Source organism: Variovorax sp. S12S4 (assembly GCF_023195515.1).
Lineage (GTDB): Bacteria > Pseudomonadota > Gammaproteobacteria > Burkholderiales > Burkholderiaceae_C > Variovorax.
Genome location: NZ_JALPKR020000002.1, coordinates 4031851 through 4051363, shown reverse-complemented (window position 1 = coordinate 4051363; position 19513 = coordinate 4031851). Strand labels below are relative to the sequence as shown.

Annotated in this window: 21 protein-coding genes and 2 pseudogenes; 10 read left to right on the top strand and 13 right to left on the bottom strand. The window is 67.4% G+C overall.

Annotated elements, in window-relative coordinates; all coding sequences use genetic code 11:
• Positions 1-199: 199 nt before the first annotated feature.
• Entirely contained in the window at positions 200-1066 is an 867-nt protein-coding gene (locus M0765_RS19980; RefSeq protein WP_258505553.1) for a ZIP family metal transporter, read from the top strand.
• Between the two features lie 16 nt (positions 1067-1082).
• Complete coding sequence (locus tag M0765_RS19975) at positions 1083-1343, top strand: hypothetical protein (protein WP_258505552.1); 261 nt, start codon at positions 1083-1085, stop codon at positions 1341-1343.
• Here M0765_RS19975 and M0765_RS19970 read toward each other — a convergent pair whose 3' ends face one another.
• Genes M0765_RS19970 through M0765_RS19960 form a run of 3 tightly spaced genes read right to left on the bottom strand, consistent with a single transcriptional unit; the run spans position 1344 to position 3707 of the window.
• Entirely contained in the window at positions 1344-1826 is a 483-nt protein-coding gene (locus M0765_RS19970; RefSeq protein ID WP_258505551.1) for a DUF2269 family protein, read from the bottom strand.
• Between the two features lie 10 nt (positions 1827-1836).
• On the bottom strand, positions 1837-3180 hold the full coding sequence (locus M0765_RS19965; protein WP_258505550.1) for an SDR family oxidoreductase: 1344 nt from the start codon (positions 3178-3180) through the stop codon (positions 1837-1839).
• A 35-nt stretch (positions 3181-3215) separates the two neighbouring features.
• The gene (locus M0765_RS19960; protein WP_258505549.1) at positions 3216-3707 is read right to left on the bottom strand and encodes a hypothetical protein; all 492 of its coding nucleotides are present in this window, start codon (positions 3705-3707) and stop codon (positions 3216-3218) included.
• A gap of 250 nt (positions 3708-3957) precedes the next feature.
• On the opposite strand from M0765_RS19960, the gene M0765_RS19955 reads away from it, so the two are divergent.
• Positions 3958-4191 (top strand): hypothetical protein, encoded by a 234-nt coding sequence (locus M0765_RS19955; RefSeq protein ID WP_258505548.1) that lies wholly within the window; start codon positions 3958-3960, stop codon positions 4189-4191.
• A 30-nt stretch (positions 4192-4221) separates the two neighbouring features.
• Here the strand turns inward: M0765_RS19955 and M0765_RS29270 are convergent, their stop codons facing one another.
• The 3 genes from M0765_RS29270 to M0765_RS19940 form a co-directional block, all read right to left on the bottom strand.
• On the bottom strand, positions 4222-4800 hold the full coding sequence (locus M0765_RS29270; RefSeq protein ID WP_258505547.1) for a helix-turn-helix transcriptional regulator: 579 nt from the start codon (positions 4798-4800) through the stop codon (positions 4222-4224).
• Positions 4801-4829: 29 nt separating this feature from the next.
• On the bottom strand, positions 4830-5606 hold the full coding sequence (locus tag M0765_RS19945; protein WP_258505546.1) for a Crp/Fnr family transcriptional regulator: 777 nt from the start codon (positions 5604-5606) through the stop codon (positions 4830-4832).
• A gap of 61 nt (positions 5607-5667) precedes the next feature.
• Positions 5668-6609 (bottom strand): LysR substrate-binding domain-containing protein, encoded by a 942-nt coding sequence (locus M0765_RS19940; RefSeq protein WP_258505545.1) that lies wholly within the window; start codon positions 6607-6609, stop codon positions 5668-5670.
• Between the two features lie 135 nt (positions 6610-6744).
• Here M0765_RS19940 and M0765_RS19935 point away from each other — a divergent pair, with 135 nt between their 5' ends.
• Genes M0765_RS19935 through hpaI form a run of 4 tightly spaced genes read left to right on the top strand, consistent with a single transcriptional unit; the run spans position 6745 to position 11593 of the window.
• The gene (locus M0765_RS19935) at positions 6745-7740 is read left to right on the top strand and encodes a tripartite tricarboxylate transporter substrate binding protein (RefSeq protein ID WP_258505544.1); all 996 of its coding nucleotides are present in this window, start codon (positions 6745-6747) and stop codon (positions 7738-7740) included.
• Positions 7740-9263 carry a UxaA family hydrolase gene (locus M0765_RS19930; RefSeq protein ID WP_258505543.1) on the top strand — a complete coding sequence of 508 codons (1524 nt, stop codon included), beginning with the start codon at positions 7740-7742 and terminating at the stop codon, positions 9261-9263. Before M0765_RS19935 ends, M0765_RS19930 begins: the two co-directional genes overlap by 1 nt.
• 14 nt (positions 9264-9277) lie before the next feature.
• A complete protein-coding gene (locus M0765_RS19925; RefSeq protein WP_258505542.1) occupies positions 9278-10747 on the top strand; it encodes an NAD-dependent succinate-semialdehyde dehydrogenase in 1470 nt (489 codons plus the stop codon).
• A gap of 42 nt (positions 10748-10789) precedes the next feature.
• Positions 10790-11593, top strand: coding sequence for a 4-hydroxy-2-oxoheptanedioate aldolase (gene hpaI / locus M0765_RS19920; protein WP_258505541.1), 804 nt, complete (start codon positions 10790-10792; stop codon positions 11591-11593).
• Positions 11594-11628: 35 nt separating this feature from the next.
• Here the strand turns inward: hpaI and M0765_RS19915 are convergent, their stop codons facing one another.
• The 5 genes from M0765_RS19915 to araD form a co-directional block, all read right to left on the bottom strand.
• Positions 11629-12168, bottom strand: coding sequence for an RNA polymerase sigma factor (locus M0765_RS19915; RefSeq protein WP_258505540.1), 540 nt, complete (start codon positions 12166-12168; stop codon positions 11629-11631).
• Positions 12165-12389 (bottom strand): YgaP family membrane protein, encoded by a 225-nt coding sequence (locus M0765_RS19910; RefSeq protein ID WP_258505539.1) that lies wholly within the window; start codon positions 12387-12389, stop codon positions 12165-12167. Before M0765_RS19910 ends, M0765_RS19915 begins: the two co-directional genes overlap by 4 nt.
• Positions 12390-12507: 118 nt before the next feature.
• A complete protein-coding gene (locus M0765_RS19905; protein WP_126748940.1) occupies positions 12508-13497 on the bottom strand; it encodes a Bug family tripartite tricarboxylate transporter substrate binding protein in 990 nt (329 codons plus the stop codon).
• A 42-nt stretch (positions 13498-13539) separates the two neighbouring features.
• A complete protein-coding gene (locus tag M0765_RS19900; RefSeq protein ID WP_258505538.1) occupies positions 13540-14250 on the bottom strand; it encodes a ribonuclease activity regulator RraA in 711 nt (236 codons plus the stop codon).
• Positions 14251-14299: 49 nt separating this feature from the next.
• Positions 14300-16027 carry an L-arabinonate dehydratase gene (araD, locus tag M0765_RS19895; protein ID WP_258505537.1) on the bottom strand — a complete coding sequence of 576 codons (1728 nt, stop codon included), beginning with the start codon at positions 16025-16027 and terminating at the stop codon, positions 14300-14302.
• A gap of 112 nt (positions 16028-16139) precedes the next feature.
• Between araD and M0765_RS19890 the strand changes: the two genes are divergently transcribed.
• Positions 16140-16835 (top strand): GntR family transcriptional regulator, encoded by a 696-nt coding sequence (locus M0765_RS19890; protein ID WP_258505536.1) that lies wholly within the window; start codon positions 16140-16142, stop codon positions 16833-16835.
• Between the two features lie 47 nt (positions 16836-16882).
• Here the strand turns inward: M0765_RS19890 and M0765_RS19885 are convergent.
• Positions 16883-17448 (bottom strand): annotated as a pseudogene (locus M0765_RS19885) (MarR family winged helix-turn-helix transcriptional regulator).
• Between the two features lie 201 nt (positions 17449-17649).
• Here M0765_RS19885 and M0765_RS19880 point away from each other — a divergent pair.
• Positions 17650-18629: pseudogene (locus M0765_RS19880) on the top strand (tripartite tricarboxylate transporter substrate-binding protein).
• 21 nt (positions 18630-18650) lie between these two features.
• On the opposite strand, the gene M0765_RS19875 reads toward M0765_RS19880, so the two are convergent.
• A complete protein-coding gene (locus M0765_RS19875; RefSeq protein WP_342456029.1) occupies positions 18651-18983 on the bottom strand; it encodes a hypothetical protein in 333 nt (110 codons plus the stop codon).
• A 364-nt stretch (positions 18984-19347) separates the two neighbouring features.
• Between M0765_RS19875 and M0765_RS19870 the strand changes: the two genes are divergently transcribed.
• The gene (locus M0765_RS19870) at positions 19348-19488 is read left to right on the top strand and encodes a hypothetical protein (protein WP_258505534.1); all 141 of its coding nucleotides are present in this window, start codon (positions 19348-19350) and stop codon (positions 19486-19488) included.
• The last annotated feature ends 25 nt before the right edge of the window (positions 19489-19513 follow it).

The window sequence follows — 19513 nt, the reverse complement described above, 5'->3', positions numbered from 1 at the left end:
CCACCCACACGAGAAACGTTCCTACGCGAGGCACCCGAGCCCGCCCCGAATCTGCAACCGGGTGAACACACCGGCTCGACAACCATTTTTCCCGTGGGTGCGAGTTTGGCGGCGGCCATGGTGGTCGCCGCCTTTTTTGCGGGCGTATCCCTGTTCGAAGATGACCACTCTTGATCTGCTGTTTGCCCGAGGCCCCAGGATGCGACCCGTGCGTCGAGTGCTTGGTTTCTGCATCGTTGCACTGGGCCTGGGCCTCTTGGCCTTCGAGGCGGCCGAGGCGATCTGGCGCGGCGATGCGCGCGTGCGCGGGGCACTTCTGGGCGGGAGCCTGGCGGCGTTGGCTACGGCGCTCGGCACGCTGCCCGTGGCGCTGTCGCAGCAGTTCTCGCAGCGCAGCTGCGACACCATGCTGGGCTTTGGGGCCGGCGTGATGCTCGCCGCCACTTCGTTCTCGCTCGTGATCCCGGGCCTGGAGGCCGCGCGAGTCCAGGGCGCCGGCGCGTGGGCCGCCGGAGGCATTGTGGGCGGGGGCGTGCTGCTCGGCGCGGCGCTGCTGCTGGCCATCGACCGCATGGTTCCCCATGAGCATTTCGTGAAGGGCCTCGAGGGGCCCAAGGCCATGAAGCTGAAGCGGGTGTGGCTTTTCGTGCTGGCCATTGCACTGCACAACCTGCCCGAGGGCCTGGCGATCGGCGTCGCTTTCGCGGGCTCCGACCCCGTGGCGGCCACCGCGCTGGCCACGGGCATCTCGATCCAGGACGTTCCCGAAGGCATGGTGGTGGCGCTTGCGCTGCGCGGCGTGGGCTACGGGCGTTTCATGTCGGTGGGCCTTGGCGTGGCTTCGGGCCTGGTAGAGCCGGCCATGGCGGTGCTGGGCGCCACGGTGGTCACGCTGACCGCCACCCTGCTGCCCTGGGGCCTGGCACTGGCGGCGGGTGCCATGCTGTTCGTCATCAGCCACGAGATCATTCCGGAGTCGCACCGCCAGGGACACGAGGCCTTTGCAACGGGCGGCCTGATGGTCGGCTTCGTGCTGATGATGGTGCTGGACACCGCGCTGGGGTAAAGAAAGGGCACGCCATATGACTGCACTCGACCTTTTGAACCTGGACGTGCTCCTTGCGCGCAGCGTGCTTCTGCGGGCCGACTACCTGCAGGCGCAAAGCCGGATCACCGAGTCGCTTGCCAGGTGGAACGGCGATCCGGGCCAGGGGCCGGCCGACAGGGACTTCGAGGAGCTGGCTCTTGCGATGAGCCGCTCGCTCTCGGCCGACGCCCGCTACCTTTGCACCCTTTCGTTCACGGTGCGCGGCATCATAGAACGCGCAAAGGCCATGGCCTGATCAGGCTCCGCCGAGCGCGAGCGCGGGCTTGGCGATCATGAGCCAGAACAGCGCAAGAAAGAGAAAGAACGCCGGCACGCCCAGCGCCACCCACCACTTGAAGAGCAGCCAGTAGCGCGGCGGCAGCGGCGTATTGCCTTCGGCCGCCTGCGCCGCCAGGTCGCGCAACCGCATCTGCAGCCAGACGACCGGCAGCCAGCACGCAATGGCCAATGCATAGCAGACCAGGGAAGCGGCAAGCCATGGCGTGGAAAGCGGCATGCCCATGCGGTGCACCAGCCACAGGCCCGTGACCGGCTGCAGCACGGCCGTGGTCGCGGTAAAGAGCCAGTCGGCACGCACCACCATGCGCGAGACGACCGCTGTCGCCCGCACGTCGCCGGACAGGGTGGTGGCCAGCAGGTAGAAGGCCGACCCGATGCCGGTACCGAACAGCAGGGTCGACGAGATCACGTGCACGTACTTCAAGACAAGGTATTCCATGGTGCGGCTTTCAAGGCGGCTTGGGTGCTGCGGCATGCATGCGGCGGCGCGAGGGCGGCTCCATGGCCCACAGCAGGCCTATGGCCGCGCACATCGGCAGGTTCTTGGAGAGCGGGCCGAAGGGATGCAGCCAGAACTCCGGCATGGCCCATGTGATGGCCGCGGTGTAGAAGGCAATCAAGGCAAGCTGCAGCGGCCACAGCACGCGGCTGCGCCATGCGGCGGGCAGCGCGAGCGTGCCGATGCCCAGGGTCAGATCGAACACCGCGGCGCCGTCGAGCAGCAGCTCGGCCCACAGGCCGCTCGCGCCAACGCGGGCCAGCAGCGCAAGGCTCTGGTCGCGCGGGTAGAGCCCGATGGAGACGATAAAGGTCCAGATCCACACCAGCGCAACGGACCAGCGCAGCAGCGGCAGCATCCATTGCAGCCATGCGGCGCGGCGCAGCGCCGGCACGCCGTGGGCCGGAATGAAGGCCCGGTGCGAGCGCGGCGCCCGCCCGAGCCAGCCTTCCAGGTCGGCCGCGGGCGCGGCATTGCCCTGCAGCAGCATGCCCGCGGTTTCGGCGTCCAGGAAGCTGCCCTTCCACCGGCCCGCCAGCATCGCGCCCCACCTGAACAGGCGCTCGGGCAGCGGCAGCACCCACGCTTGGTGCGCATAGCCGAGCTGCCGGCGCAGATCGGCCAGGTAGGTGCGCAAACTCACCGGCTCGGGGCCCACGAAGGCGATGGTGCGGCTGCCCACGGGCCGCGCCTCGGCCAGCGCCAGCACGCCGGCGACCACGTCATGCAGGTGGACGGGTTGCAGCCATTGGCCGCCGCCGCCGGGCAGCAGCAGCACCGGCATGACGGCAAGTGAGGCGAACAGGTTCGCGCTCGCGCCCTCGTCGCCCCACACCAGCGAAGGCTGCACGACGGCCGACGCCACCCGGCAGCGCCGCAGGTGCCTGTCTGCGGCTCCCTTGCTGCGGTAATAGCCGCTGGGCCCGGCGGGCGTGGCGCCCAGTGCGGAGATCTGGATCACCAGCGCGACGCCCACCGCGGCGCAGGCGTCGAAGAGCTGCACCGGCCCCAGGTGGTGAACGGCATCGAACTCGCCTGCGCGGCGCTCGCGCAGCACGCCGGCCGCGTTGATGACCACGTCTCCGGGGCGCAGGTGTTCCGTCCAGAAGGAAGCGGGCGGAACCTCGGCCAGGTCTGCCGAAATCCATTGCGCATGGGTTTGCGGCCAGCGGGCCTCTGCGCGTGCCTTGTCCGCGTCGCGCGCGGTGCACAGCAGGTCGGCCCCGCGGTGCGCGAAGGCTTCGGCGAATGCGCGCCCCAGAAAGCCGGATGCGCCGACGATCACTACCCTCACCGTTCGCCTTTCCCCATGCCGCGGCCAGCCGGGCCTCACCGCATGCGCTCGCGGTTGGCCACCGCGCAGCCCAGCGCCAGGCCGACGGCAAAACTGGCGTACACCGCGGCCATGGCGCCTTTGGAAAGGTGATGCTCGAACCCGGGAGTCAGCCGCCGGGGTGTCGCCAGGTAGTCGACCGCGCATGCGGTGGCCGCGGCAATGCCGGCGCCTCCCAGCGCGGCCGGCACCGACCGGGCGGGGCGCCGATTGGCGTGAAGCCATGCATACAGAACCGCCCAGAAGGTGGCCGAGCCGTGATGAATGGCATAGCCGAGCACCGTGTGCCGAAGCGATGGCGACCTGCGGAACAGGGCCTCGCGGTCCCATACCCAGTGGCTTGTGGCGTTGGTGGTCGCCGTGGAACTGCCAGTCTCGAAGCGCCCGCAGATCGCCAGCGCGACGCTCGATGCCACGCTGGCGAACGCGCCCGCGATCAGGCCGGTCTTGAGGGCCGACGCCGCGCGGCTCGCGGGCGGCGCGTCCATGGCGGAAGATTTTTCACTTTCACAGCTTTGCATGCCCGAATCTTTGACGCCTGCGTGCTTTGCGCGAGTGCGGCGCGGAGCATGAACACGTAGGTCGGCGCCGCATTGCTGCGGCGGTACGTGCGCCCAAGCGCTTCCAGGCGCTTGGGGGCGCTTCGGGCGTTTCGCGACAGGGGTGCGCGTCGCTGTCCGACACCCTTGGCCCGCGAGGCGATGCAGCGTTGGCTCACTGCACTGAAAGGTGATCGAGATGAAGGCTCAACAAGCAAGAAGTGACGAGCGCGACAACAAGCGGGTTTTTCGGTGGGGTGTGGGCGCGGCTATCGTCGTGTTCCTGCTGGCGCTGCTCTACAACCTGCTGACGCAGACGCGGGAAGAAGGTCCGGTGAAGCCGGACACCCCGACGCAGAGCGCGCCGCAGACGACGGCGCCGTCTACTGCTGCGCCCGCAGCACCAGCGGCCCCAACGGCACCATCGAAATAGGCGCGCAGCGGTTGCCCGCCGCGGCCTGCGTCAGGAAGACGCATTCCAGCTGAGAAGGCCCTTCTGCGTGGCCTCGCAGACCGCTTGCGTGCGCGTCTTGACGGCCAGCTTGTAATAGATGCTCTTGAGCTGGGCGCCGATGGTGTGGGCCGAACGCTGGCTTTCCTCGGCAATCTGCCGGTTGGTCTTGCCCTGCGCGATCAGCCGCAGCACGTTCAGCTCCCGGGGCGTCAGCAGCCCCTTCGGCGCGATTCCCTCCGCGCGCAGCAACTTGTCTGCGCGCTGCGCGTCGGCAGTGGTCAGCTTGGCCCCGGGTTGCGCGGCAATGCCGTCGAGGATGCGGCGTGCGATCTGCGACGCCGACAGGGAGTCGCCGAGTTCGATCGAATGCATCAGAAAGGCCAGGTCTGTTGCGTTTGCCTGCGCGAAGAGATGCCGCACAACCCCCGCCGCTGCCGTGGCGGCGCTCATCGGCGGGCCGCCGAAAACCGTCGGCTCGAGCGGCTCGTGCAAGCCGGGTTCGGGAACATGGATCTGAAGACCTTCACGTTGCAAGCTCCGCGCGCGTTGATGAAACCCGATGCTATGGAAAACGCCACTTGCGCGCACGCGCTTTTGTAGTGCCGCTGTGTCTCTGTTCACATCTGGCAGAGGGAAACCGGCAACGTATCCGCTGCGGATGGGCTCCAGGCTTCAATCGGCGGGGATTCAGGGCCCGATGCAGCGGCCGGATTCCCGCTGCCGCTGTGCTCGTCAGGCAGCGGTTCGAAGTCTGTGGCGGCAAAGTCGGAAGACACGTGCAACCCGTGCTCGTCGCGGCGAACGAGCCCGCGGTCTTCCATGTTGCGCATGGCCTTGTTGACCACCTCGCGCGAAAGCCCCGCATACGAGGCGATCACCGCCTGCGTGATGCGCTTGTCGTAGCCGCCGGTGGTGGAAGGCGCCAGCTGGCTCAGCTGATGCAGCACGCGGCCCACCAGGTCTTCAGAGGGCAACGATGAAATCCGCCGGAGCTGGCCGCGCATTGCGCTCAGGCGCTTCATGGCAAGCTCGAGCAGCTTCAGCGAAATTTCTGGATGCAACGCGCACAGCCTGCGCATTTCGGAAACCGGAATCAGGTACACCGACGAAGGAAGCGCCGCGACCAGCGACTGCGCGACCTGGTAGCGGTCTTCGCTGAAAGAAGAACCGAAGAAGAAATCGTCCTGCCGTATGAATTCGGTGGTGACATCGTCGCTGCTGCTGCCATGCGCCACCACGCGCAGCAGCCCGCCCGCCACGCAATAGATGCAGTCGGTCCACTCGTCGGCGGCAAGGACGGTTTCATTGCGCCGGTAGGAGCGAAGTTCGGTGGCCTGGACCAATGCCGCGCGCTCCGCCTGCGGCAGACCGGCGACCAGCGTGTGCAGATACATGCCCGGATGGTGCCTGAGAGCGCCACCCGCGCGGTACCCATAAATTGGGGATGCCGGGCGCCTACCGCTCCGGCCTTGCCTTGGCCGCGCGCCGCAGGCATTCGATGAGCTGCTGCGTGCTGGGCGTGCGCCTGCGGGCGCGCATGGTGATGAGGCCAACCGGCGGCAGCTCGATGGGCACCTTGAGCGACAGCACCTGCAGCATGCCCTGCTGCTGGAAATGCCGCGCCACCGAGCGGGCCATGAATGCCACGGCGTCGCGTTTCTGCAGGAAGCTGATCTGCGCCAGGAAGGAAGCGGACTCGATGATGTCGGCCGGCGGATGCACGCCGTCGCGAAAGAACATCTGGTCGAGCTTGACGCGCAGCGAGGCCCAGGGTGGGGGCATCACGCAGCGCTCCTTCGCCAGATCGGCCCAGTTCAGCCGGCGCTTCGCGGCCAGCGGGTGCCCGGGCCGCACCACCGCGGTCATCGGCTCCGCCAGCAGCGCCTCGGTTTCGAGGTCGGGCGCCGCGTAGCCGGGCTCCAGGCGCCCCACGAACAGGTCGAGCTCGCCCAGGCGCAGCTTGGGCAGCAGCCGGGTGAGGTCGCCCTCCTCCACCAGCACGGTGGTTTGCGAAGAATGGGTCTTGAGCATTTCGACCGCGCGGGCCATCAGCACCGGCATGGCCACCACCATGGCGCCCACGCTGGTGCGGCCCGCGGCACCGCTGGCCACGGCCGCTATCTCGTCGCGCGTGCGGTCGTAGTCGGCCAGCACCGAGCGTGCAAAGCGCACCACGCTCTCGCCATACGGCGTGGGCTCGGTACCACGCGTGGAGCGCTCGAACAACGCCAGGCCGAACATGCGCTCGATTTCGACCAGCGACTTGGAGACCGCCGGCTGCGTGACCGAAAGGAACTCGGCTGCACGCCCGAGGTGGCGGAACTGGTCGAGCGCCACCAGCATTTGCAGGTGGCGCAGCTTGAGGTTGGAACGCAGGACGCGGTCGATCTGGCTCATGGTGGGTGGTGGCGGGGCTTTCTTCTACATAACCTCCAGGCTATGAAGAGAGTCCGCTATTTCATTGGATTGCAATGATTGTCTACTGAAGAATGCGCTCTGCTTTCATCGAACTACAAATCGTCGGAGACACACATGACCTTCAATCGCTCCCCACGGCGACGTCAATTGATGCTGGGCGGCCTTGGTGCCGCCGCACTGGCCGCGGTGCCCGCCCGCGCATTCGCTGCCGACTATCCCGAGCGCCCCATCACCTTCATCTGCCCCTGGCCGGCCGGCGGTACGGCCGACCGCTCGATGCGCGCCATCTGCCAGATAGCGGCGCGAGAGCTCGGCCAGCCCATTGCGCTGGAAAACCGCGCCGGCGCTTCGGGAATGATCGGCACCAAGGCCCTGGCCTCCGCCAAGCCCGATGGCTACACCATCGGGCAGATTCCCATCTCGGTCACGCGCTTTGCGCAGATCGGCACCGTGCAGGTCGACCCGCTGAAAGACCTGAGCTACCTTGCCCGCACCTCGGGCCAGACCTTCGGCGTTGCGGTGCCGGCGAGTTCGCCTTTCAAGTCGCTGCGGGACATGCTGGCGCAGGCCAAGGCCAAGCCGGGCGTGATCAGCTATGCCCACGCCGGCGTAGGCGGCGCCACCCACGTGGGCATGGAGCAGTTCGCGCAGGCGGCGGGTGTCAAGTTCAACGCGATCGCCTACAAGGGCGGCTCCGCGGCGCTGCAGGATGTCCTGGGCGAGCAAGTCGACATGCTGGCGGACAGCAGCTCCTGGGCCCCGCATGTGGAAAGCGGCAAACTGCGCCTGCTTGCCACCTGGGGCGAGGCACGCACGCCGCGCTTCAAGGACACGCCCACGCTCAAGGAGCTGGGTTTCGACGTGGTGGTGGAGGCGCCCAACGGCATCGGCGCGCCGCGCGGACTGCCGCCCGCAGTGGAAAAGAAGCTGCGCGACGCGTTCCGCGTGGCCGTCAACAGCGAAGAGTTCAAGAAGGTGGCCGACAGCATCGACGCGCCGGTGATGTACCAGGACGGACCCGACTACAAGAAATACGTCGAAGCCGTCTATCGCCAGGAGACCGACCTGATCCGCAAGCTCAATCTCAAGGAACTGATGGAGAAGGGTTGATGAACGACAGCCCCCTGCTCCGCCTGCACCCGAACGACAACGTACTGGTCGCCAAGACACCGATCGCCCTGGGCGAGACGATTGCCGAGTTCGGCGTGCGGGCGCGGGCGCAGATTCCCGCGGGGCACAAGATCGCGTCGCGCGGCATTGCGGCCGGCGAGCAGGTGAAGAAGTACGACACCGTCATCGGCGTGGCGTCGCGCGACCTCGAGGCGGGCGACTACGTGCACAGCCATAACATCACGCTGGTCGATTCGTACCGCGACCCTGGCTTTTGCCAGGACGTGCGGCCGGTGGACTACGTGCCCGAGGCCGAGCGCGCCACCTTCATGGGCTTTGTGCGCGCCGACGGCCGCGTGGGCACGCGCAACTTCATCGGCATTCTGTCGTCAGTCAACTGTTCGGCCACGGTCATCAAGCGCATTGCGGCGCATTTCACGCCCGAGCGGCTGGCGGCGTTTCCCAACGTGGACGGCGTGGCCGCCTTTGCGCAGACCAGCGGCTGCGGCATGTCTTCGCCGAGCGAGCATTTCGACGTGCTGCGCCGCACCCTGGCCGGCTACGCGCGCCACCCCAACCTGGCCGGCGTGCTGATCGTGGGCCTGGGCTGCGAACGCAACCAGGTCGATGCGCTGGTCGACTCGCAGGGGCTCCAGCAGGGCCGGCTGATGCGCACGATGGTGATGCAGGAAGTGGGCGGCACCCGGCAGACCATCGAGGCGGGCATTCGAGCCATCGAGGAAATGCTGCCCGAGGCCGATGCCGCGCGGCGCACCCGTGTGGGCGCCAACCACCTGAAGATCGGGCTGGAGTGCGGCGGGTCTGACGGCTTCTCGGGCATCACGGCCAACCCGGCGTTGGGCGCGGCCATGGACGTGCTGGTGCGCCACGGCGGCACTGCCATCCTCTCTGAAACGCCCGAGATCCACGGTGTGGAGTTCATGCTCACGCGGCGCGCCGCAACGCCTGAGGTCGGACAGAAGCTGCTCGACCGGCTGGCCTGGTGGGAGCGCTATGCCTCCGGCCAGAACGCGCAGTTCAACGGCGTGGTCGGGCACGGCAACCAGGCCGGCGGGCTGGCCAACATCTTCGAAAAGTCCCTCGGCTCGGCCATGAAGGGCGGGACCACGCCGCTTCAGGCGGTGTACGAATATGCGGAGCCCATCGACAAGACCGGCTTCGTCTTCATGGATTCGCCAGGCTACGACCCGGTGGCCGTGACCGGACAGATTGCCAGCGGCGCGCAGCTGATCTGCTTCACCACCGGGCGCGGCTCGATGTTCGGCAGCAAGCCGGCACCGACCATCAAGCTGGCCAGCAACACGCCGATGTTCAAGCGCCTGGAAGAGGACATGGACATCAACTGCGGCGTGGTGATCGACGGCGAGCTCTCTGTGCCCGAGTTGGGGCAGCAGATCTTCGAGCAGATATTGCGCCACGCCTCCGGCGAACGCACGCGCAGCGAAGCGCTTGGCCTGGGCGACCATGAGTTCGTGCCGTGGCACCTCGGCATCGTGAGCTGAACTTCTATTTTCAAATGCCACTTACCCTCTCCCGCCCCCAACTGCAACGCACGGCCAACTTCATCGCGGGCGAATGGTGCGACGCCGCCGGGCGCACGCTCGACGTGACCGACCCGGCCACCGGTGATCTGATTGCGCGCGTGCCCGATTCCGGCGCCGACGCGGCGCGCGCCGCGGTCGATGCCGCGCACGCAGCCTTCCCCGCATGGCGCCGCACGCCGGCCAAGCAGCGCGCGCAAATACTCAAGCGCTGGAACGACCTGGTGCTTGCGCATCAGGACGACCTGGGCCGGCTGATCTCGCGCGAACAAGGCAAGCCGCTGGCCGAAGGCATCGGCGAGGTTGCCTATGCGGCGAGCTACATCGAATGGTTTGCCGAAGAGGCCACGCGCGCCAACGGCGACGTGATTCCCGCGCCGGTGCCCGGCCGGCGCATGTTCGCCATGAAAGAGCCGGTGGGCGTGGTCGCAGCCATCACGCCATGGAACTTTCCGGCCGCGATGATCGCGCGCAAGATTGCGCCGGCCCTGGCCGCGGGCTGCACCGTGGTGTGCAAGCCGGCGGAGGACACGCCGCTGACATCGCTGGCGCTGGTGGCCCTGGCCGCTGAGGCCGGCGTGCCCGCGGGGGTGCTCAACATCGTGACGGCCTCACGCGAGCGCACGCCCGAGGTCGTCGACGTGTGGCTGGACGATGCCCGGGTGCGCAAGATCACCTTCACCGGATCGACGCCCGTCGGCAAGCACTTGGCACGGCGTTCGGCCGACACGCTGAAGAAACTGTCGCTCGAACTCGGCGGCAATGCGCCCTTCATCGTGTTCGAAGATGCCGACCTGCGTGCCGCGGTCGACGGCCTCATGGCGGCCAAGTTCCGCAACGGCGGCCAGACTTGCGTCTGCCCCAACCGCGTGTTCGTTCACGAGGCCGTGCATGACAGCTTCGCCGAATTGCTGGCGGCACGTGTCTCAGCCTTGCGGGTGGGTCCGGCCAGCGACCCGGGCTCGCAGATCGGCCCGATGATCAATGCGCGCGCCATCGAGAAGATCGAGCGGCATGTGCAGGACGCCCTCGCCCGCGGTGCGCGCCTGCTCACCGGCGGCACGCGGCTGCCGGCATTGGGACCGAACTACTTTGCGCCCACCGTGCTGGTGAACGCCGACGCAACGATGGCCTGCGCCTGCGAAGAAACCTTCGGCCCGGTCGTTCCCCTGACGCGCTTCACCGACGAAGCCGATGTGGTGGCCCAGGCCAACGACACGCCTTTCGGATTGGCGGCGTACTTCTATTCGCGCGACGTGCGGCGCATCTGGCGGGTGGCCGACGCGCTGGAGGCCGGCATCGTCGGCATCAACGAAGGCGCATTGGCCGCGGAGGCGGCGCCCTTCGGCGGCGTGAAGGATTCCGGCTACGGGCGCGAAGGCTCCGTGCATGGGCTGGACGACTACATGCACACCAAGTACGTATGCCAGGGCCAGCTGGACTGACCTCCGCTTCACACAGCAATACCTACAAGAGAGACATCACCCATGCCCGCCCACAACTCCTTCAAGACAGCATTGGCCGCACGCCGGCCGCAAACCGGCCTCTGGCTTTCGATGGCCGACCCGTACATGGCGGAGGTGAGTGCCACCGCCGGGTTCGACTGGCTGCTGATCGACGGCGAACACGCGCCCAACGACCTGCGCTCGACCCTTGCCGCTCTGCAGGCCGTGGCGCCGCACCCCGCCCAGCCCGTGGTGCGGGCGGTTCAGGGCGACACGGCTCTCATCAAGCAGCTGCTCGACATCGGCGCGAAGAACCTGCTGGTGCCGATGGTCGACACGGCGGAGCAGGCGCGCGCATTGGTGTCGGCCACGCGCTATCCGCCGCTGGGCATCCGCGGCGTGGGCAGTGCGGTGGGCCGCGCATCGCAGTGGAGTGGGCGCACCGACTACCTGGACATCGCGGACGACGAAATCTGCCTGCTTGTGCAGGCGGAAACCGTGACGGCGCTCTCCAACCTGGCGGAAATCTGCGGCGTGGACGGTATCGACGGCGTCTTCATCGGCCCCGCCGACCTGGCCGCGTCGATGGGGCATCGGGGACGGCCCGGGCACCCGGAGGTGCAGGCTGCAATCGAAACCGCTATGCGAACCATCGTGGCGTCGGGCAAAGCTGCGGGCACGCTGACGTCGGATCCGAAGCTGGCGCGCCGCTACCTTGAACTCGGCTGCACCTTCGTCGCGGTGGGTGTCGACTTGCTGTTGTATGCCAGCGCCGCACGAAAGCTGGCGGCCGACTTCAGCGGCGCGCCAACCGCCACCGAGCCAGCGTCTCGCGCGGCCTACTGAAGCCCATACGTGCTCCACCACGGCGGCATGTCGGATCAGCCTTCCTGAGTCCAGTAGCCGCCGTTCATCAGGCTTTCCCGCACCATCGCGCGAGCGCGATGCAAGCGGCTCTTCACCGCCTCGACGCTCAGGCCCAGGCGTGCCGCGACTTCGGGGGCGGTCAGTTCCTCGACGTCGCGCAAGACCAGCGCGATGCGGTAGGCCTCTGGAAGCGCGGCAATGGCCTTCGTCAGGTCGAGCCGCAGGTCGGTGGGAATTTGCGGCGCTGCGGCTTCTGCAGCGGAAGGCTCCGATAGAGCGCCGCCTGAAGAGCTGCGCCTGAAGATGCGGTAGCACTCACGCTCGACGATGCGGAACAGCCAGGTGGCAAAGGCGGCCACCGTGCCGAGCGCGCCGATCTTTCTGTGCAGCTGCCACAGCGCCACCTGCACGGCATCTTCGGCGTCTTCGCTGTTTGCGCATGTCCGGCGCGCGAATCGCTTCAGATCGGGCTGGCAGACGGAGAGCAACTGGGACAGCGCCCGCTCGTCTCCCGCGCACGCAGCCTCGATGAGCGGTGCGGACGCACGGATCATTTCGCCTCGCCCGGCGCTTTTCGGCCAAGCATCGCGCAGGCCGGGCAGAAGCCGACGATGGCGGTGGACGCAAGCACCCCGGCCGTGGCAAGCCCCAGGAGGCGAAGCGTTCCGGCCGGCAGAAAGTAGAACGCGCCCGCGGCGGCGAAGACCCCCAGGCACAGGCGAATGACTCGCCCCCAGGCGGGCAGATTGCGTTTGAGATGGAACACGTTGAACACTCCGGTTGATGTTGACTCTTGCATAGAGGGCGCATCATGGCCAGAAGGATTCAGGAACTTTAAAAGAAATTCCGGCCCGGGCCGCAAAGCCCCGGGCCTGTTCCACGACGCCGCGGTTTCAGTCGGCGGTGGCGCCCGACTTCTTCACCAGTTCGGCCCAGCGCGGGATCTCGCGGGCCATGTGGTCGCGCAGTTCCTCGGGCGTGCTGGCCGCAATGTCCATGGCCAGCTGGCCCGAGAGCTTGGCCTGCACGTCGGGCTGCTTGAGCGCCTTCACGATCTCGGCGTTCAGGCGCTGGATGATGGGCTTGGGCGTGCCCTTGGGCGCGTACACGGCCTGCCACGACGACATCTCGAAACCCGCCACGCCCGATTCGATCATGGTCGGCAGCTCGGGCACCAGCGCAATGCGCTTGCCGGTGGTCACGGCCAGCAGCTTGAGCTTGCCGCTCTTCACCAGGGGCAGCGCAGCGGTCACCTGGTCGAACATGAAGGGCACCAGGCCCGATGCAACGTCGGTCATGGCGGGCGGCGTGCCTTTGTACGGCACATGCGTGAGCTTCACGCCGATCATGTCCGCGAACATCTCGCCGGCCAGGTGCGTCGATGTTCCCGCGCCCGACGAAGCGAAGGTGCGCTTCGATTCGTCTTTCTTGAGCAGCGCGATCAGCTCGGCCACCGAGTTCACGCCGAGCTGGCTGTTGACGATCAGCACGTTGGGCAGCCGGCCAACCAGCGACACCGGCTCGAAGTCCTTCATCGGGTCATAGGGCAGCTTCTTGTAGAGGCTGGCGTTGATGGCGTGCGTGCTGATGGTGCCGCCGAACAGCGTGTAGCCGTCGGGCGCGGCCTTGGCCACATAGGCGGCGCCGATGCCGCCGGCCTGCCCCGGCTTGTTGTCGACCACCACCGACTGGTGCAGGCTCTCCTGCAGCTTGTTGGCCAGGATGCGGCCCACGATGTCGGTCGAACCGCCGGCCGTGAAGGGCACGACGTAGGTGATGGTCTTGGCGGCGGGCCATTCGGCCTGCGCGAGCGCGAGGGTGGGTGCCAGTGCGAATGCGGATGCAGCGAGCAGCAGCCGCGCGGCGCGATGAATGAAGGGCATGGTCTTGTCTCTCTTTGTTGTCTGACGAATGAAGGTTGACGGTCAGCGGCCGCGGACCTGCCGCCACGCGGCGAACTCGGTGCGGCTTTGCTCCTCGGTCGGCGGATAGAGGCCGAGGATCGAGCGCCCTTCGAGCACCTTCTCTTGCACGAAGTCTTCGAAGACGGTCATCTCGGTGGCCTCGGCCGCAACTTCGTCGGCAATGTCCGCCGGAATCACGATGACGCCTTCGGCATCGCCCACCACCACGTCGCCGGGCCACACGGCCACGTCGCCGCAGCCGATGGGCACGTTGATGTCGATGGCCTGGTGCAGCGTGAGATTGGTCGGCGCGCTCGGGCGCTGGTGGTATGCGGGGAAGCCCAGCTTCGCGATGTCGGGGCTGTCGCGAAAGCCGCCGTCGGTGACCACGCCGACCACGCCGCGCTTCATGAGCCGGCTCACCAGAATGCCGCCGGCCGATGCGGCGCGCGCGTCCTTGCGGCTGTCCATCAGCAGCACCGCGCCTTCGGGGCATTGCTCGACGGCCTGGCGCTGCGGATGGCTGCGGTCGTTGAACACGGTGATGGGGTTCAGGTCTTCGCGCGCGGGCATGTAGCGCAGCGTGAAGGCCTCGCCCACCATGTTGGGCAGCGACGGGTTGAGCGGATGCACGTTCTGGATGAACTGGTTGCGCAGGCCGCGCTTGAACAGGGCCGTGCACAGGGTGGCGGTGCTGACCTGCATCAGCTTCTCGCGGGTTTGGGGATTCACGTCGGGGTCTCCGTTTGCTTGGGCGTTGGTTCGGAAGGGGAAGAGGTCTTCAGAAAATGTCGGGCTCGGGCACCGGCTTGCCGAACGCAGTCTCGAGAAAGTCGAAGTCGCAGCCTTCGTTGGCCTGCAGGATGTGGCGGCCGAACATCCATCCGTAGCCGCGCTCGTAGCGCGGCGGCGGCGGTGTCCATGCGGCTTTGCGGCGGGCCAGTTCTTCGTCGCTCACTTCCAGGTGAATGCGCCGCGCGGGCACGTCGACGGAGATGCGGTCGCCCGTCTTGACCAGCGCCAGCGGTCCGCCGACGGCCGCCTCCGGCGAGCAATGCAGCAGGCAGCCGCCGTAGCTGGTGCCGCTCATGCGCGCGTCCGACAGGCGCAGCATGTCTTTCACGCCCTGCTTCAGCAGCTTGGTGGGGATCGGCAGCATGCCCCACTCGGGCATGCCGGCACCGCGCGGGCCCGCATTGCGCAGCACCAGGATGTCGTCGCCAGTCACGTCCAGCTCGGGATCGTCCACTGCCTTCTTGAGCGCGGGGTAGTCGTCGAACACCAGCGCGCGGCCGGTGTGCTGCAGAAGGTGCGGCGCGCATGCGCTCGGCTTGATGACCACGCCATCGGGGGCGATGTTGCCGCGCAGCACGGCGAGCGCACCTTCGGCATAGATGGGGTTCTCGAGCGGCCGGATCACGTCATCGTTGAACACCTCGGCGCCCTCGATGTTCTGGCCGATGGTGCGGCCGTTGACCGTGCGCGCCTCGGTGTTCAGGTGGCCGCGAATGCGCTCCAGCATCGCGGGCAGGCCGCCGGCATAGAAGAAGTCTTCCATCAGGTAGGTGTCGCCGCTAGGACGGATGTTGGCGACCACCGGCACTCGGCGGCTTGCGGCATCGAAGTCGTCCAGCGTGACCGGATGGCCGGCGCGGCGCGACATGGCGATCAGGTGCACGATGGCGTTGGTGCTGCAGCCCATCGCCATGGCGCAGGCGATGCCGTTTTCGAAGTTGGCGCGCGTGAGCATCTTGGCGGGCGTCAGGTCTTCCCACACCATCTCGACGATGCGACGGCCGCATTCAGCGCTCATGCGCACGTGGTTGGCATCGGCGGCCGGAATGCTCGAGGCACCTGGCAGCGAAAAGCCCACGGCTTCGGCAATGCCCATCATGGTGGCGGCAGTGCCCATGGTCATGCAGGTGCCATGGCTGCGCGCAATGCCGGCTTCCATCTCTTGCCAGGCCTGGTCGCTCAACTGGCCGGCGCGGCGCTGGTCCCAGTACTTGAAGGCGTCCGAGCCCGAGCCCAGCACCTGCCCCCGCCAGTTGCCGCGCAGCATGGGGCCGGCCGGCAGGTAGATGAACGGCAGGCCCATGCTGAGCGCGCCCATGGTGAGGCCCGGCGTGGTCTTGTCGCAGCCGCCCATCAGCACGGCGCCGTCGATGGGATGGCTGCGCAGCAGCTCTTCGGTTTCCATCGCCAGGAAGTTGCGGTAGAGCATGGTGGTCGGCTTGACCATGCTCTCGGACAGCGAGATGGCAGGCAGCTCGAGCGGAAAGCCGCCCGCCTGGAAGATGCCGCGCTTGACGTCGTCCACGCGCTGCTTGAAGTGCGAGTGGCACTGGTTGGCATCGCTCCACGTGTTGACGATGGCGATGATCGGTTTGCCGACCCAGTCGGTGGGCGCGTAGCCCATCTGCATCACGCGCGAGCGGTGGCCGAAGGAGCGGAAGTCGTCGGGTGCGAACCAGCGGGCGCTGCGCAGGGTGTCGTAGGAGCGTTGCATCGGAGGGACTGAATCGGAGGAACTGAACCGGATGGCTGAACCAGCGGCCGTTGTGGAATCAACTACATTAAAACACTAATATATCAGTTCAGCAAAGCGAGAATTCCAGCGAATGACCGCCCTCACCCGGATCCGACTCGACCGCACGCGCCTCGCAGCACCACAGGTGCTCGAGAAGCTGCGCGATGCCATTCTTTCGCTTGAACTCGTGCCCGGCACGGTGCTGGTTCGGCAAGAGCTGGCCGACAGGTTCGGCGTGAGCCAGACACCCGTGCGCGAGGCCTTGCTGCGGCTGGCCGAGGAAGGGCTGGTGGATGTGTTTCCGCAGCACGCGACACTGGTGAGCCGCATCGACATCGACGCGGCCCGGCAGGCGCACTTTCTGCGCCGCTCGATCGAGCTCGAGATCGTGCATCAGCTGGCCGAACAGGCCACGCCCGAGCTTGTCGCGCAGCTGAAAACGCAGATCGCGCTGCAGGCAACGTTGGCGGCGGAACGGCAATACAGCGACTTCGTCGGCGCCGACCGCAAGTTTCATCACCTGATGTACGAGGCCGCCGGTGTGCCGAGCCTGTGGGACATGGTGAGCCGCGTTTCAGGCCACGTCGACCGGTTGCGGCGCCTGCACCTGCCCACCGCGGGCAAGACCGAGGCAATTCTTCGCGACCACCGCGCCATCGTGCGCGCCATTGCGCAAGGCGACAGTGCCGGCGCGCAGAAGGCGCTGCGCGAGCACCTCTCAGGCACGCTGAGCTCGCTGCCGGAAATCTGCGCGCGGCATCCCAGCTTTATCGTGCCGGAGAGCTGAAGCCGAACTCCGCGGTTCGGCTGCAAAGGCGCGCCGGGCCGGGGCCGCTAAGCCGTGCCGGATTCCGGCCAGCGGTGCCGCGTGCCGCCCGAGCGCCGGTTGGCCTTCTCCACCACCGCGCCTTGTGCGCTCAGCGTGTTCGCGCGCTCTTCGAGGTGCCGCAGGCACTGCAAGAAGATGTCCAGTGAGCGGGCTCGATGCCCTCGAGCAGATCGGTATTGAGCCCCGCGATGCGCGGAAACACCTTTTCGTAAAGCTCCCGGCCCGAGGCGCTCAACCGCACATGCACCTCGCGCCGGTCTTCGGCGTCCTGCCGGCGTGCCACCAGTTTCTTTTCGACGAGACCACGCAGACCGCGCGAGGTGCGCACCCGGTCCAGGTGCAAGTGCGCGGCCAGTGCCGAAGACCGCATTTCGCCCTGCTGCGCGAGCGTGGCGATCATTCCCCATTCGCGTCGCGTGATGCCGAAGCCGCCCTCCACCAGGCGCGTGGCCATGCCGCTGCTGGTGCGCACCGCGCGCGAGAGCCGATACAGCAGCAGGTCGTCCAGGGAACTGGGCGCGCGCAAGGCGCCTGCATCGGGAAAAGCTTGCCTATCTTGCGTGCCGTGCATGGAAAGGTTCTAACGGGTGTGATGAGGCGACGGCGCAGTGTGACTCGCACGCCTCAGTTGGCAATTGATGGATTAGATCAACTGATTGTTGCCTGCGTATAACCCAGTAACAAATTACACGGGTTGAAACGAAGCGGGCCGGCGATTGTCGCCGTGAAAACCTGCGCGCACCCGTTCGCCAATAACGCAGCAGGAGGACCCATGTCTGTTTTTCTTTCCCGCCGAAAGCTCACGGCATGGTGCCTCGCACTCGGCGCCTGTGCCACCCCCTCGCCCATGCCCAGGCACCCGCTCTCGATGGCCCGCTCACGCTCGTGGTCGGCTACACCGCCGGCGGCAGCACCGACCGCGTTGCCCGCCTGGTGGCGGAGCGGCTGGGGCCCAAGCTCGGCGTGGCAGCCACGGTGGAAAACCGCCCGGGCGAAGGCGGCCGGCTGGCGGCCAAGGAGGTCAAGCGCGCACCGGCCGGGCAGAACGTGCTGATGCTAGGCAACCCCGCGGTGATGGTGGTAGCGCCGCTCGTGTTCAAGGACGCCGGCTACGACCCCGACAAGGACTTTGTGCCCGTGTCGCAGGTCAGCAGCTACGACTTTGCGCTGGCCGTGGGCAACAAGCTGCAGCTCGACCGCGCGATGTTCCTGGTGGGGCGGCTCTGGGCGCACCCGGAAGAGGCCGTGTTCGGCGTGCCGGCGACCGGCAGCCTGCCCCACTTCTTCGGCCTGATGGTGGGCGATGCGCTCAGCGTGCAGCCGCAGATCAAGGGCTACGGTGGATCGGCGCCGCTGTCGGCCGACCTGAGCGGCGGCAGCCTGCCGATTGCCATAGACACGCTCGACTCGCTCTATGCCCAGCACTTGGCCGGCAAGATCCGCATCCTGGCCGTGTCGGGCAAGAAGCGCGTGAGCTTCGCGCCGGCCATTCCCACCTTTCGCGAGGCCGGCATGAAGATCGATGCCGACGGATGGAACACCTTCTTCGCGCCCTCCACGATGCCGCCCGCCAAGGTGCAATTGCTGGCTGCGGCAATTCGCGAAGTGATGCAAGACCCGGCGTTGCAGAAGGCCGCCAACGCCGCCTACATCACGCCCATCGTCAGCACGCAGGCCGAGACCGTGCAAATGCTCAAGGCCTTTCGGCAGCAATGGGAGCCGGTGGTGCGCCGGTCCGGCTTCCAGCCCTGAGCCGCAACGGGCGCGTAGCGCTCAAGGCGCCACGGGATCGCCTGGCTGGCCAATGTCATAGGCGGGTGCCTCGGGCAACGCGTAGGCCAGCGGCTGTTGCGGGTCGTGCAGCACCACACTGCGGCCGACCCCGACGCCCACCGGCCCCGCACCCACGCCGATGCCCGCACTGCCAACGAGCTGGCCGCGAGGATTCACGCTGATGCCCGCACCGAGCGGCCCCCAGCCGGTGCTCAGGCCCAGGCTCGGCCCGCCGGACCCGACGCCGACGCTGAGCGACACCCCCGGGGCCAGCGGAATGCCGAAGCCGACGCCCACGGCGCAGCCCGCCAGCACCGCAGAAGCGCCGAGCACGGCGAGGCGACTTGCCAGCCGCCCGCTTTTCCGCGTGATGTCGTGTCTTGATTGTTTCGGCATAGGCCATCCCTGTGGGCGGGCCCGACGCCCGCGTTGTTCGAAGAGCTGCAACACGTTTCCGCGCCGCATGCACGTGCGGCCGGATCATCGGGCAGGTCTTCTTCGGAAAGCACGGCCGGCCGAACAGGTTCCGGGCGAGATTGCCGAAATGTGCCGGATCCCCGGGGTTTCCTGCCGCGCGGCGCTCCGCATCCGATCGGAGCCACGCGTCGTGAAGTCCTACACGGAGAAGCCCCTGGCGACCGTTGGAAGGCAGGGCAAGACAGCTAAGCTCGAACTCCAAAAATTCGAAAGGCTCCCCATGAAGAAACTACTCGCTGCACTCTTCGCAACCGCAGTGCTCGGCGGCTGCGCTGTCTACACCGACGGCCCGGGACACGGTGGTGGTGGCGGCTACGGAAAGCAATGCCCGCCAGGACAGGCCAAGAAGGGCAACTGCTGATCCGCTGATTTGGAAAGCGCCGGAC